Raw genomic sequence first — 13,962 nt, forward strand, 5'->3', positions numbered from 1 at the left:
CTTACCTCAGCGGTGGCGCGTACATCAAACCGCCCCGTGTCCAAAGGTCATTCAAACCACGCTTCAGCCCCAGGGGGGAATGTGCCCCCAGATTGCGATCGAACACCTCGCCGTAGTTTCCGACTTGTTTAAGAATTTGCTGAACCCAGTTTTTGGGCAGACCGAGCGGTTTTCCGAGGTCCTCACTCTGACCAAGCAGACGCGCCACGGCGGGGTTGTCACTGTTCAACATGGTCTGAAGGTTGGCCTGCCCCACGCCCAACTCCTCGGCCTCAATCATGGCAAAAGCCACCCAACGAACGATTAAAAACCAGGCGGTGTCGCCGTCCAGTACAGCGGGCCCCAAGGGCTCTTTCGAAAAAACCTCGGGCAGCACGTCATAGTCATCGGGGTGCAGGGCTTGCTTGGTCTTCAAGCCAATCAATGCGGACACATCGGTTGAAAAGGCCTGACAGCGCCCTGAAAAAAACGCTTTGTAAGCGGCTTCAAAGTTGTCGTACACAATGGCCTTGGCTTTAATGCGATTGGCCTTCAGGAACGTGGCCAGGTTTTTTTCGTTGGTGGTACCGGATTGCACGCAAATTTCCGCGCCATTCAGTTGCCTGGCGCTTTTCAAGTGGAACGACTTGGGCACCAACACGCCTTGCCCGTCAAAATAGGTAATGCCTGTAAAGACGATGCCCAGGCCTGCGTCGCGACTCAATGTCCACGTGGTGTTTCTGGACAGAATGTCGATCTGCCTGGCTTGCAGGGCGGCAAAGCGTTGTTGGGAACTCAAAGGCGTGTAGCGGACCTTGTTTGCATCGCCCAGCACAGCCGCAGCCACGGCTCGGCAAACATCCACGTCCAAGCCGTGCCACTGGCCATCTTCGCCGAGGGCAGAAAACCCCGCCACGCCCGAGCTGACCCCGCAACGCACCTCACCGCGCTGGCGCACACCATCCAGCGTGCTGCCGGCCCAGACGATGCCGGGCAAACAGCACAGGAGACTGAAAATCACTTTAATCATGTTGCGGTGTTTCATGCTGATGAATCCGATGAGCGGCCTAAATAGAGCCCAAGCACCCACTGCTGCAGTCGCCCAAGGTATTCCTTGATGGCGAGACTGCTTCGATCCAGCGCCTGCGACCGGGGTAACCATTCCCATAGGGGACGTTTTTCACCCGTGATTCGGAGGTCTGAACACACAGGGTACACCTCAAACTCGGCCTTTTTGAAAAGGACATACGACCGACCCATGTGAAATCCAGAAGTCACCAAGGCAATCTTCAGCGGCGTGCGTGCCTCCACCTCCCGATGCAAAACACCCTCAAGCACACGCATGGAGTCAAAGGCATTTTCCAGTGTGGTGCGAGATCGATCTTCAAGCACGATGCGTTCGGCCGGCACACCCAGGGCGATGAGAAAATCGCGCATGCCCTCGGCCTCGGTGTGTTTGCGTGGGTCTACGCTAAAACCACCGCCACTGACCAGAACGATGGGGGCCAAACCGGCACGGTACAAATTGGCGGCAGTCCACATTCGGTCTGCCCCGTCCCCCAGGTCTGGCAAGGCCCTGACGCCTTCGTAAGCAGGTTCCAGCCCACCCCCCAAAACAACAATCGCATCCAGCTTGCCGGAAACAGGATGTTGAACCTGCAAGGCCATCGCCTCCTTTTCAAGATGACCAAACAGCCAGTCTGACACCACAGGAAGACTACACAGAAACAGTTGCATGCTGGCCAATACAATGACCCACAGCTTCAGCCTTCGGCGACCCAAAAAACCCAGGCAGGCCAGAACTGTCAGGAAGATCCAGAGACCCAAAGGACTTAGAATCCAAATCAAGTATTTTGTAAGCGAGGCGGCCACTCCGGCTCCCGGTGAAGATTGAACAATTCAGGAGATTGTAAATGCCCTTTCCGAATCATCAGCTCAGCATGACGGTTCTCATGACACCCGACATGGCCAACTTCAGCGGCAAGGTGCACGGCGGTCACATCCTGAAGTTGCTTGATCAGGTGGCCTACGCCTGTGCCAGCCGTTACGCAGGCATGTACGTGGTCACCTTGTCGGTAGATCGCGTGCTGTTTCGCCAGCCCATTCACGTCGGCGAACTGGTGACCTTTCTGGCCAGTGTCAACTACACGGGCAAGTCGTCCATGGAAATCGGCATCAAGGTCATTTCTGAAAACATTCATCAAGGCATCGCGACCCACACCAACAGCTGCTTCTTCACCATGGTGGCGGTCGATCACGAAGGCAACCCGGCGCGCGTGCCCCCTTTCCGGCCCGAGAGCGACGATGAAAAACGCAGACACCAAAAAGCCCTGATCAGGAAGCAATTGCGACAGGAACTTGAAAAACGCTACGACGACGCCATGTCAGATGTCCAGACACAGTGAACAGGAACCCCACCATGGCCGCATTCCGAATTGCAGTCCCGTTGTTGATGTTGTCCGTTTTCGCCGCTTCGCCTCTTCGTGCCGAAGAAATCGGCGCTGTGAACACCAACTTCAAACTGTTTGGTTCCGACAAAATCGTCGTGGAGGCCTTTGACGACCCACTGGTCGGCGGGGTGACTTGCTACGTCTCCAAAGCCAAAACAGGTGGACTTTCAGGCGCCGTTGGCGTGGCTGAAGACACCTCCGACGCGTCCATTGCCTGTCGTCAAACAGGCCCACTGGTGTTCAAAAGCCCACTGCCCAAGAAGGAAGTGGTGTTCACCGAACGCCGTAGCCTTGTTTTCAAATCCCTGCAGGTGGTCCGGTTTGTGGACACTCAGCGCAACGCGCTGGTTTATCTCACCTATTCCGACAGGGTGGTCTCGGGCAGTCCGAAAAATGCGATCACCGCGGTGGCCCCGGCCAACGGTGAACGCATTCCGGTGAAGCCTTAGGCTCAGTTGCCTGTCAGTTCCAGCGTTGGCTCAATTTTTGAAGCCTCGATCTGGGCTGGCGTAAAGGGCAGTGTCAGCCAGTTTTTGGCAGAATACGCCCGAGTGTAATCCGCGAAGTGCGGGTTGCCCGGGTCGGTGGATTCCGAATAGGTCAGCAGGGCATCCGCCTTGGGTTCACCATCTGCCCCCCAGGTTACGGCCTGAATATAACTGTTGCCGTAAACCACGTGATAGCCGGTTTTGTCGAGGAAGGTGGGCTCGTTTTTGACCACCGTAAACGCGCCAGCGGCACCCGAACCCCCAAAGATCGGAATGTTCAAATCCTTCTGCACCCCCGAATGCTGGATGTTGCCCAGCGGCTCATCCATGGCAAAGCCTGAGGCCTGAACCGCATCAATGGCATCAGCGAACGCGGTCAAGGTCAGCGGATTGGCCACATTCAAACCGTTGGGCGTGTTGACTGGATCGTTGGACGCAAAGCCATTTACCCAGAAGTTAGTCGGCAATGAAACCGGCAAGGGGCTTGCAACAGGCAGGTTGAGCGGCGGTAAAGCCACAGGCGACCGAACCGACTGCCCCCCGGCAGAAATGCCCGGGTTCTGAATCGCGCGGAGCCAGAACTCCTGCCACAAATGGGCGCCTTTGCTGTCCAGATTGGCCCGCCCATCCCACGCAGCCAGCGCAGCACAGGCCTGCGCGGTTTGAACTGGCTTCAAGCCGGAAGTCAGCAACATCGGACTTTGGCAAATGGTATTGAGCACCGTTGTTTTTGCCAGCGTGGCCGAGTACAACTCGCTGCCCAACACAATCTTTTCCAGGGTCTTCTGGTCCATCTTGCTACCGGGCAGGCCGTCCGTGCCGGCAAGCCTTCGCTGGGCCTGCAAAATACACAGCCGGGTGCGCAAGCTTCTTTGTGTGTTTTCATCACCAATAATCCGGCTGTAACCGGTCAGTGGTTGCGCTGGGTTGGTCAACCAATAACTGTCATTGCAGTTGTGAACAAAGTCGGTGCGCATCAGCGTTGGCAAGTGGCTGGCGCCAAAAATACCGGGGGCGGGTGCATCGGCATCCGTGTCCCATTCACAGCTTGACTTGCTGCCGTCCAGCACCGGCAAGCCTGGCGAAAGCTGACCGACCACGGTGTTGAAAGGCTCAGACTTGCATTGGGCCACTTTTTGATCCGTGACATTGGGCACCACCGTGACATCCCCGTAATACACCGGTTGACCGGGCCCGCTGGCCACGGTATTCACCCACGGTACGCCCAACACGGTTTTCTGCAACTGAATGAACTCGTCCAGCGACTTGGCCATGTTCCACTGGGCAAACTGGTTGATCAGCCGGTCGTTTTCCAGATTCGCATCGCGAAGCGTGAAGGCGGTTGCGTTGTTCCACCCAAGCACAGGCACACCACTGGCCTTTAACACCAACATCGGCCCGAAATGCGAGCGATACAGCGTGCGCTTGACCGTGGTCAGTGAGCCATCGGCTTGCTTGACCTGCACTTCCAGTGGCATGGCCGTCATGTCGCGCATCTTGCCGTCGTACATGTACTGCGTCGGGTTCAGCGGATTCAACTGCAACTGATAAAAAGTGAATCGATAAGCCGTGGAGACCGTGTGGCTCCAGGCCACATTTTCGTTAAAGCCAATCAACACAGCAGGCACGCCGTACAAACCAACACCCATGATGTCGAGCTTCTTTTGCCCCTGGTTGATCAAAGTGGCATGGCTCAAATACAAACGCTCCGTGCCTCGCCATGGAAAATGAGGATTGCCGTACACAATCGACTGCCCATCCGTGGTTGCGTCTTTGCCGAAGGCGTACATGTTGCTGCCGAAGCGGTCCTTCTCCTGCATTTCGGTCAGCGGGTTGGGTTTGGCTTTCAACAAGGCCACCATCTGCGCAGGTTTGACTGAAGAGGGCTTCAAACGGCTGGCGGTCACAGGAAGCCCCGCGGGCGGCTGGGCATTGCCGATTTCATTGACAAACACGGATGAGCTGGCAAGCACCGCCAATCGCACGAAGCGACGATACATGTCCGCCTCAGTGATGGGCTGCAACCAGTCTGAATTGGCGCACGCTGAATTGGCCAACACGGTGCTTCCATCAGGCTGCTTGTAAGTGTGCTGACCCGCCTTCAACTCGGCAATGTACCGGTTCACACCCGCCACATAGCCTTTGACGACCTGCTGATAATCCGGAATGGTTTTGTCACGGGTTCGTTCCCAGGCATTTCGCATCACCCCGTCTGGCCCCTTCTCCGGATAGGCAAACAGGCTCTTCCAGAAGAAGTCGCTGGTCAAGTTGTCGGCCGTAGAGCCGTTGGGCTCAATGGTGTAGGTGCCGGTCGATCCGAAGTAACGCGAACGCTCACCACGAATCGTGATCAGATCGTTCAGAAACACACAGAGATTGTCTTGCGCAAAGGCATAGCCCTGGCCATAGCCCAAGCTGCCGAAATCAGCCGCCTTGATGTGAGGCACGCCATATTGGGTTCGGGTAATGCTGACTTTGTACAGGCTGTTGCCGCCCGCCTCGCTGCCGGTCACCACGCTGCCACTTGGGCCCACAGCACTGCCCGTGGCTGAATTGTCAGACCCGCCACCCAGGCATCCACCCAAAGCAACAACCGCCACAGTGCTGAATATCCAGCCTGATCTCATATCCTGTCTCCTCGCCGTTTTATTACTAAAAACGTTCGTTAATTTTCTTTATGTAATTTCTGATACTTGAATTCAACGGGTTTGGATGATCGGGGGCAGCGCACACTTAGAGTGTTTATTCTTTGTATCAGCGTCATCAATCGCTTATTTTTGAGGCCTCAATGGCCCACTCGCACACGTCAAATGAACCTGCAGGAATTCGAAAAAAGATACGGTACAGGCATCACCAAGCCCAAGTTGAGCCTGCTGACCACAGAGGCCCGCACCCCGCTGGAATTGACCCGACTGGCGATGAGCTGGAATTTTTTGCCGCGCAAGAACGTTGGACAAGGTGAACCAGTATTGTTGTTACCCGGGTTTGGCACCCATTCCGCCAGCATGGCGTTGATTGCGCGCTACCTGAAATCCATCGGCTACAAACCCGCTTACTGGTCTGCCGGTTTCAACAACGGTGACACGCCGGGCCTGCTTCCCGGGGTCATCGACGACATCAAAAAGCTGAGTGACCAACACGGAAACCCCGTGAAGCTGGTGGGCTGGAGCTTGGGTGGCTACCTGGCGCGCGAAGCTGCGCGTGACACCCAACAGTCTGTGTCGCGCATTGTCACCATCGGAAGCCCGGTACTGGGTGGCCCCAAGTACACCGCCATGAAGCGCCTGTATGAATTGAAGGGAACCAATCTGGACGAGATTTTGTCAAAAACCCTGAAAAGGTTTGAAAATCCGATTGTTTGTCCGATTGTGGCGATGTATTCCAAGCGTGACTCCATCGTTGGCTGGCAGGCCTGTATAGACCGGTTCTCGCCCAACGTTGAACACCTTGAAATTCAGACGCCCCATTTGGCAATGGGTATCAGCAAGGAAGTCATCCAGCTGTTGCCCAAAGCGCTGGGAACGCCTTTGAAGTGAACAGCGCTGCGTGGTGAACACCGGGTTCAAACCTTGAATTGTGTCGAACAAAACAAGGGAAAAAACATGATCCGAGAACACTATCAGGCACTTGACCACATCAGCGCACAAGCCAGCGACGTCATCGGGATCAGCGACCCCACCCGCCCCGTCAAACTCAGGGCAGATTCTCCGGCCTTTGACGCCATGACCGATCTTCGAAAGGTTCACCCTGTCAGCGTGACCCCGGCCGAGACACTCGACGAAGCGCATTCCACCATGATCGTGTGCGGCGTCAAACTTCTGTTTGTGAAAAACGCGCAAGGCCATTTGTGTGGCTTGTTGACTGCGGCTGATCTTGCGGGCGAGCGCGCCATGCAGGAAGCCCAGAACACGGGAAGAACGGTGCCGGAACTCACTGTGGCAGATCTGATGACCGAAGTGCCCGACATTGAATTTTTGGAGTTTTCAACGGTGGCACGGGCTGAAATAGGGCACATTGTCGCCACCCTGAAAGAACACAACCGCCAACACGCGCTGGTGGTGGACAAACAGCCCGGCAAGATGCAGGTGGTTGGTCTTTTTTCGGCAACCCAGATCGCTCGGCAAATGGGTGTGCCCTTGAGCGCACCGGTCAGGGCCAGCACATTTGCCGAAATTGAGGCGGTGGTGGCCTCCGTCTGAAGCCACCCTGGAAAGTCCGGCAGCCTAGTCCTGCTGGACTGCCTCGATTGAAATCAAGACCTTCACTTCGGGTTTGAAGCCCTTGTCCAGCGCATAAGTCATTCCGAAATCACCTCGGTTGAAATGCGCCTCTGCGTCTGCGCCACAGGCCATTCTTTTGATGAAGGTGTTCATCTTGCACAGAAACTGATTGACCTTCAGGTTCACCGGTTTGGTGACGCCCAGCAGTGTCAATTCGCCAATCACCTCCACGGGTTGACCATTTTCAAAGCGCATCGACTTGCCGACATAATGAATCGTTGGATATTTTTCAACATTGAACATGTCGGCGCTGCGGGCCCGTTCATTCATCTTTGCATTGCCAAAATTCAGGCTTTCAGACTGAATGGTAATGTCCACAGTGCCGGTCTTTGCTGCCCGGTCCAAGCTGACAGTCCCGCTTGATTTCTCGAACTTGCCACGCCACAGCGACAGTCCGCCCATGTGATCCGCTTCAAACGACGGATAAGTGTGGCCTGGGTCCACCAAATAATGCTCGACAGCCGCTTGCGCCGGCAGTGCGGCAAACTGCGCTGCTGCAAGAACCAGTGCAGCACCCCAACTCTTCTGCTTTAAATTCATTGAACACTCCCTGACTGTTTGTACTTTTGGATTTATTTGGACTGGCCCGGTGTGGCCACCGCCAGGCGAAATTCAACCACCACGGCATTGTCCACCAGAGAAGTGTCGCCCCAGTCACCCTGGCCGACACCATAATCCAGCCGTTGAATGGTCGCTTTGCCCGTAAAAATCTGCTTGCCTGCGGATTGAATGACCTTAACCGGAAACTGGACCTTGCGAGTCTTGCCCCTCAGCGTCAGCTCGCCCTCACCTTGATAATGATCGCCTTGCGGTTTTACAGACGTCACCTTGAAGGTTGCCTTGGGAAACTGATTGGCAGCGAACCAGTCCGGCCCCGCCAGTTCCTTGTTGTATTCCGCGTCGCCGAGGTCGTAACTGCTGGCAAGCACGTCCAGGTTCGCCTGAATTTTTTCAGGCGCTTTGGAGTTGAAATTCACATCACCCGAGAACTGCTTGAATTCGCCAGTCACCGGCACATTGTATTGCTTGAAGGTCGCCTTCAAAAAGCTGTCAGCCCTGATCACCGGGGCTGCCTGAACTGAAGAAACGGGGGCCAGCCCGAACAACATCAAGGCCAACCCTACACCACCAAACTCACGCCTCATTGACTGCACCTTCCCCACACTATTCCACCCGCATTCCGGGAATCATTCGACCCAGAATACCCTCGCGATTCAGATAATGATGTTTCAAAGCCATCAAAATATGACCCGCCACCAAAATCATCAAACCCCATGCAAACCACTCGTGCAACTCATGAAACAGTTCTTTCAAGTGAGGGTCTTTTCCGATGATCACGGGCAATGGAATCACGCCAAACCAAACCACAGGATACCCCGCCGTCAAACTGTTCAAATACCCCAGAATTGGCACTGCAAACATCATGAGATACAAAACCACATGACCCGCCTTGGCCAGAAAAATAGACCGGTGGCCCCAGTGCGCTGGGTATTTCGGCGATTTGTTGGACAACTTGACGAACAGGCGCAGGCTGATCAGCAAAAAGAGAGTGACCCCCAACCACTTGTGCCAGTTGATCAAGCGGATTTTCTCGGGCGTAATGCCAGGTATGTCCGTCATGTACAAACCCACCCCAAAAGCCGTAAAAATGCCAAAGGCGACGAGCCAGTGCAGCGCAATCATCGATGGACGATACTGCCGATTTTCTGTTAAAACGCTTCTCACGCCGACCCTCTTTGGTTCCGTTTAAGTATGATGTGACAGTAGACTTTGGGTAAAAATCCTTTTCAGGCTACAATTTACCGCTGTTTTGCAGCTGAGTGCAGGCTTTCAGCACCAAACAAGGCAGCCCATCGGCCCCATTTGACATTCTTTCAGGACGTTGTATGAGCGATTCACAAGAACACGAGCTACCTTTCAAAACACCCAAGCAGTTGATCGCCGCCATAGTTGCAGCATTTCTTGTTCCGATCTTCATCATTGTTCTGCTTGCCAATTACGTCACCACGGGTAACAAGCCTGCTGCGGGCAGTAATGCAATGACCGAACAGGCCATCGCGGAACGCATCAAACCTGTCGCACAGCTCAGCCTGGTGGATGCGAACGCACCCAAGGTGCTCAAAACCGGGGAAGAAGTGTACAAGGGTGTCTGCACGGGTTGCCATGCCACGGGTGCCGCCGGAGCCCCCATGTTTGGTGACAAGGGCCAATGGGGCCCACGCATCGCCAAGGGCTTCGACACCTTGTGGAAACACGCCGTGGCCGGCTACAACGCCATGCCCGCCAAAGGCGGCAATCCTGATCTTGATGACATTGAAGTGGCGCGTGCGGTGGTGTACATGACCAACGACGCGGGTGCCAACTTCAAGGCGCCTGAACCTGCTGCCCCAGAAGCCGCCGCAGCGGCAGCGCCAGACACAGCAGCCGCGCCGGCAGCCAGCAAATAAACAGCATTAAGCGGGGTTGGTGGGCAGCGCCAGGCTGACCGCAACCCCTCTGAAAATCAACATGGCATTGTCCACCACGTGTTCAACGGGTTTTCTGGATCCTTCAAGTGACCAGCGAGCCGCCATGTAAAGCACAGACCCCACCAAACCGGATGCCAATAGGGCTGAATCCAGCCTGTCGTCCCTGTTGTGTTGTGCAATCAGCGGCTTGGCCAGCGTTTCAAGCATGTCCACAAAGCTGTAAAGCGTGCGCAACGAAAGTTCTTCAAGCCGCTTGTTCACCGTCAACACCTCCACCAGCAAAATGCGTGCGGCTTCAGGGCGCGCCTTGAAATGCGAGAAAAACACCGTCAGGCCCCGCACTGCGGCCCTCTCCAGATCTTCTTCGTCGGTGGTTTGCAAAACGGACTGCAGCTCGACCTTGATGGCTTCCGTGATGTGCAAATAACAGGCTGTAAACAGCGCCTCTGCATTGGCGAATGATTCGTAAAAATAGCGCTCGGTCAAGCCGGCTTCCTGACAGAGTCCCTTGACCGTGGCCGCATGATATCCATCGCGACCAAAAATCTTGATGCCTGCTTGAATCAGTTTCAGACGACGCTCGGCCTTGCGGGTCTCATTGGAGACACCACGGTAACGGCGGCCTTTTTCCTTGACATCAGGCTCTGTCGATTTCACGTTCATGTTTGGAATAACAACTCAAATAAATACCATTGACAGTATGTGGCCTCACGATTAAATTGACAACCATTATTGTCAAAATCAACAAGCTCTCATCGTCCAGGTGAAGGCCCCATTCTAACTTTTGGAGACAAGCAGATGAAATCATTTCACGGAAAAGTCGCAGCAATCACCGGTGCAGCTTCTGGCATGGGACGTACGCTGGCACTACAACTGGCTGGCGAGGGCTGCAGTCTTTCATTGTCAGACGTCGACACCAAGGGCCTGACTGAAACCGTGAAACTGGCCCAAAACGCCGCAGAAAAGGCGGGCCAGAGCATCAAAGTCACCAGTCAGAAACTGGACGTGTCCAACCGTGAGGCCATGTACGCTTGGGCGGACAAGACCGTTGAAGACTACGGCAAAGTCAACCTGATTTTCAACAACGCAGGCGTTGCCTACGCCACCCCAATTGAACACATTGACTACGATCGATTCGACTGGATCATGGGCATCAATTTCTGGGGCGTGGTGTATGGCACCAAGGCATTCCTGCCACACCTGAAGGCATCCGGCGAAGGCCACATCATCAACACATCCAGCCTGTTTGGTCTGTGTGCACAGCCCACACAGGCTTGTTACAACTCCACCAAATTTGCGGTGCGTGGTTTCACGGAAAGCCTGCGCCAAGAGCTGGACATGATGAACTGCGGTGTGTCAGCCACCAGCGTACACCCCGGCGGCATCAAAACTGCGATTGCCCGCAAAAGCGTCGCCTCACCCGAGATCGAGGAATTCACAGGTGCGGATGCCGAAGCTGGTAAGGAATTCTTTGAGAAATTCTTCATCACGTCTGCTGAAAAGGCCGCTGACATCATTCTGAAAGCGGTCAAAAAAGACAAGCGTCGCGTGCTGGTGGGCCCAGACGCAGTGGCCATGGATGCCATGGTGCGCACCCTGCCTGAAAGCTACCAGGCCATCGTGGTTGGCCAAATGAAGAAAATGCGCGACAAACAACTGGCCCGCAAAAAGCGCAACGCCGTTAAAGCCGCCTGATCGCTGAACAGAACCCCATCTGTTTTCAAGCCGGAATCTGAATTTCAGATTCCGGGAACCATCTGAGCAACACCGTTACCAAAGAGTCATTCGATCAAGTCCTGCCGCCTGGTGCATCCGCTTGTCCATGACTCACTCTCCTCATTGTGCTGTGCGCAAACGCACCTGGTTGGCAGGCATTCTGCTCAGCGTGGCCCTGTCGTTCTGTGTGCCTGCCTGGTCACAAGTCAACCCCGAAAGCACGGTCGGTTCAACCGACATGCTGTGTGCCAACGCAAGCAGCCAACTGGCTGTCAACCTGTGTTTTTCTGACCTTGTCGATCAACAGCAACGTCAAATTCAGGCTCACATCGTCAGCCTGAAAAGTCAGGCCTACAAAGGCATTCAAGCCGATCAGGTTCTGTTGCAGTTCAACACGTTTGAGCAAACTCTGTGCGGCAACTACCCCAGAATTTTCCACAATTCAACCCTGGGCAAGGGCAGCCAGTTGTATTGCCAATACGACCTTAACAACAGCTTTTTAGACCAACTGCGCAATCTGGAAGATCAGGCCCACGGTCGGCACGCCAGGTAACACCGGCGAAAAGCCTTCGATGCTTATCCCGACTTGGATTTGGTCAAAAGGTCCTTCAGGGCCCCCAACCTGTCCTTCGGGCTCAGGTTGGGTGTTTCGTCTGGCATGTGATCGTCCGCCTCCAGCTTCAGTTCCTTGATGAAGCGGGACGGAAAACAGGTCACCATGTCACGCGCCTTTCTGCGCTTTTTACAGTGGGTGATGGTCAGGCTGCGCTGCGCGCGCGTTACACCCACGTACATCAAGCGACGCTCTTCTTCCAGGCGCTCATCGGTCAGTTCACGGCCTTCGCCATCCGAGAAACTGGGCAATATGGACTCCTCACAGCCAATCAGGTAAACGTGTGGAAACTCTAGCCCCTTGGCCGCGTGCAAGGTGCTTAACTGAACGGCATCGGGTGCGCTGTCCTCGTTCTGCCGATCCAGCATGGTGATCAAGGCCACTTTCTGGGTCAGATCCAGCAGGTTCTGCCCGTCTTCCTCGCCTTTTTCTCCCATCCATTTCACAAAATCCAGAACGTTTTGCCAACGTGCCTGTGCGCCGCGCTCATCGTTTTGATCGTAAAGCCATTCTTCGTAACTGATGGTCTTCAGCAGCTCAGTCAGCAATGCGCCAGCGGGTTCGCGCTGTGCGCGGTCTTCCAGGTTGTTGATGAATGTACAGAAAGTGCGCAACGCGTCCATCATGCCTGAATTCAAGCGGCTCTCCGCCCCGGTTTCAAACACCGCTTCAAACAGGGAAATACCCCTTTCGCCAGCGTATTCCCCCAAGGCTTCGAGGGTCTTTTGACCAATTCCGCGTTTGGGTGTGGTCAAGGCCCGAATGAAAGCCGGATCGTCGTCTGCATTGACCAGCAGGCGCAGATAAGCCATCACATCCTTGATCTCGGCCCGTTCAAAAAAGCTTTGACCACCCGACAGCACATAGGGAATTCGGTGCTTGCGCAGGGCCTGTTCCAGCACGCGCGCCTGAAAGTTACTGCGATACAGAATGGCATAATCGCCGTATTTCGTTCGCCGCTCAAACCGATGCCCGCTAAGCATCATGGCCAGTTGTTCAGCCTCATGCTCTTCATCGTTCATGCTGACCACCTTGATGGGTTCGCCAGCGCCATGTTCCGACCACAGGGTTTTTGTAAACAGCTTTGGGTTGTTCTCAATCAGCCGGTTGGCCGCTTGCAATATTCGCAAGGTCGAGCGGTAATTCTGCTCCAGCTTGATGACCTTGAGTTGAGGGTAATCTTCGGTCAGCTGCCGCAAGTTTTCCAGCGTGGCACCACGCCAGGCGTAAATGGCCTGATCGTCGTCCCCCACAGCCGTGAACATGGCCCGTGGGCCCGCCAAAAGCTTCAGCAAATCGTACTGACAGGCGTTGGTGTCCTGCACTTCGTCAACCAACAGATATCGCAAGCGGTTTTGCCATTTGTCGCGAATGTCGGCATTCATCTTGAGCAGTTGGGCAGGCTTGAGGATCAGGTCATCGAAATCCACCGCCTGATAGGCCTTCAAGGTGGCCTCATAGCTTCGGTACAAACGGGCAATTTGCGCGTCCTCTTCGGACTGTGCCTGCGCCAAGGCCTGCTCCGGATCAAGCAGACCATTCTTCCAAAGCGACATCACCGACTGTGCTTTGCGAATCAATTGCTTGTCCGTGGTGCCATACAACTGTTGAACCAGGCCAAACGTGTCGGTGGAATCCAGGATGGAAAACCGCTGCTTCAAGCCCGCGGCTTTGTGCTCCTCGCGGAGCAGTCGCATACCCAGCGAATGGAAAGTACACACCAGCAAACCCTTGCCTTGGCCATCGCCCAGCAACTTGTTCGCACGTTCTTCCATTTCGCGGGCGGCTTTGTTGGTGAAAGTCACAGCGGCAATGTTGCGCGCCTGCACGCCCTTTTCATGAATCAAGTGGGCAATTTTTTGGGTGATAACCCGTGTTTTACCAGACCCTGCACCCGCCAACACCAGGCTGGGGCCGTCCACATAGTGAACCGCTTCTTTTTGGGCAGCATTCAATCCAGACATTGCG

General features: G+C 55.0%; 15 protein-coding genes. 7 read left to right on the top strand and 8 right to left on the bottom strand.

From position 1 onward, the window contains the following. Position 1: 1 nt before the first annotated feature. Positions 2-1,024 carry an amino acid ABC transporter substrate-binding protein gene (locus QQJ87_RS02070; RefSeq protein WP_284279658.1) on the bottom strand — a complete coding sequence of 341 codons (1,023 nt, stop codon included), beginning with the start codon at positions 1,022-1,024 and terminating at the stop codon, positions 2-4. Then, positions 1,021-1,827: a YdcF family protein gene (locus QQJ87_RS02075; protein WP_284279659.1), complete on the bottom strand. Its 807-nt coding sequence runs from the start codon at positions 1,825-1,827 to the stop codon at positions 1,021-1,023. The genes QQJ87_RS02070 and QQJ87_RS02075 overlap by 4 nt, the downstream gene beginning before the upstream one ends. A gap of 65 nt (positions 1,828-1,892) precedes the next feature. On the opposite strand from QQJ87_RS02075, the gene QQJ87_RS02080 reads away from it, so the two are divergent. Then, on the top strand, positions 1,893-2,384 hold the full coding sequence (locus QQJ87_RS02080) for an acyl-CoA thioesterase (RefSeq protein WP_284279660.1): 492 nt from the start codon (positions 1,893-1,895) through the stop codon (positions 2,382-2,384). A gap of 14 nt (positions 2,385-2,398) precedes the next feature. Next, positions 2,399-2,878, top strand: a complete 480-nt coding sequence (locus QQJ87_RS02085) for a CreA family protein (RefSeq protein WP_284279661.1) — start codon at positions 2,399-2,401, stop codon at positions 2,876-2,878. A gap of 2 nt (positions 2,879-2,880) precedes the next feature. On the opposite strand, the gene QQJ87_RS02090 is transcribed toward QQJ87_RS02085, so the two are convergent. After that, positions 2,881-5,544 (bottom strand): penicillin acylase family protein, encoded by a 2,664-nt coding sequence (locus tag QQJ87_RS02090; protein WP_284279663.1) that lies wholly within the window; start codon positions 5,542-5,544, stop codon positions 2,881-2,883. Positions 5,545-5,727: 183 nt separating this feature from the next. Here QQJ87_RS02090 and QQJ87_RS02095 point away from each other — a divergent pair, with 183 nt between their 5' ends. Beyond that, a complete protein-coding gene (locus QQJ87_RS02095; protein ID WP_284279664.1) occupies positions 5,728-6,453 on the top strand; it encodes an esterase/lipase family protein in 726 nt (241 codons plus the stop codon). Positions 6,454-6,519: 66 nt separating this feature from the next. Beyond that, complete coding sequence (locus QQJ87_RS02100) at positions 6,520-7,116, top strand: CBS domain-containing protein (RefSeq protein ID WP_284279665.1); 597 nt, start codon at positions 6,520-6,522, stop codon at positions 7,114-7,116. Between the two features lie 24 nt (positions 7,117-7,140). Here QQJ87_RS02100 and QQJ87_RS02105 read toward each other — a convergent pair whose 3' ends face one another. Genes QQJ87_RS02105 through QQJ87_RS02115 form a run of 3 tightly spaced genes read right to left on the bottom strand, consistent with a single transcriptional unit; the run spans position 7,141 to position 8,922 of the window. Next, a complete protein-coding gene (locus QQJ87_RS02105) occupies positions 7,141-7,737 on the bottom strand; it encodes a YceI family protein (protein WP_284279666.1) in 597 nt (198 codons plus the stop codon). A 32-nt stretch (positions 7,738-7,769) separates the two neighbouring features. After that, the gene (locus QQJ87_RS02110; RefSeq protein WP_284279667.1) at positions 7,770-8,342 is read right to left on the bottom strand and encodes a YceI family protein; all 573 of its coding nucleotides are present in this window, start codon (positions 8,340-8,342) and stop codon (positions 7,770-7,772) included. Positions 8,343-8,361: 19 nt separating this feature from the next. Further along, a complete protein-coding gene (locus tag QQJ87_RS02115; protein WP_284279668.1) occupies positions 8,362-8,922 on the bottom strand; it encodes a cytochrome b in 561 nt (186 codons plus the stop codon). 161 nt (positions 8,923-9,083) lie between these two features. Between QQJ87_RS02115 and QQJ87_RS02120 the strand changes: the two genes are divergently transcribed. Continuing rightward, positions 9,084-9,644: a c-type cytochrome gene (locus QQJ87_RS02120; protein ID WP_284279669.1), complete on the top strand. Its 561-nt coding sequence runs from the start codon at positions 9,084-9,086 to the stop codon at positions 9,642-9,644. Positions 9,645-9,650: 6 nt separating this feature from the next. Here the strand turns inward: QQJ87_RS02120 and QQJ87_RS02125 are convergent, their stop codons facing one another. Next, the gene (locus tag QQJ87_RS02125; RefSeq protein ID WP_284279671.1) at positions 9,651-10,328 is read right to left on the bottom strand and encodes a TetR/AcrR family transcriptional regulator; all 678 of its coding nucleotides are present in this window, start codon (positions 10,326-10,328) and stop codon (positions 9,651-9,653) included. A 135-nt stretch (positions 10,329-10,463) separates the two neighbouring features. Here QQJ87_RS02125 and QQJ87_RS02130 point away from each other — a divergent pair, with 135 nt between their 5' ends. Continuing rightward, positions 10,464-11,360, top strand: a complete 897-nt coding sequence (locus QQJ87_RS02130) for an SDR family NAD(P)-dependent oxidoreductase (RefSeq protein WP_284279672.1) — start codon at positions 10,464-10,466, stop codon at positions 11,358-11,360. 127 nt (positions 11,361-11,487) lie between these two features. Next, positions 11,488-11,934: a hypothetical protein gene (locus QQJ87_RS02135; protein WP_284279674.1), complete on the top strand. Its 447-nt coding sequence runs from the start codon at positions 11,488-11,490 to the stop codon at positions 11,932-11,934. 23 nt (positions 11,935-11,957) lie between these two features. On the opposite strand, the gene QQJ87_RS02140 is transcribed toward QQJ87_RS02135, so the two are convergent. Continuing rightward, positions 11,958-13,958, bottom strand: a complete 2,001-nt coding sequence (locus QQJ87_RS02140; protein WP_284279675.1) for a UvrD-helicase domain-containing protein — start codon at positions 13,956-13,958, stop codon at positions 11,958-11,960. Positions 13,959-13,962: the final 4 nt, after the last annotated feature.

This window comes from Limnobacter litoralis (assembly GCF_030160455.1).
Lineage (GTDB): Bacteria > Pseudomonadota > Gammaproteobacteria > Burkholderiales > Burkholderiaceae_B > Limnobacter > Limnobacter litoralis.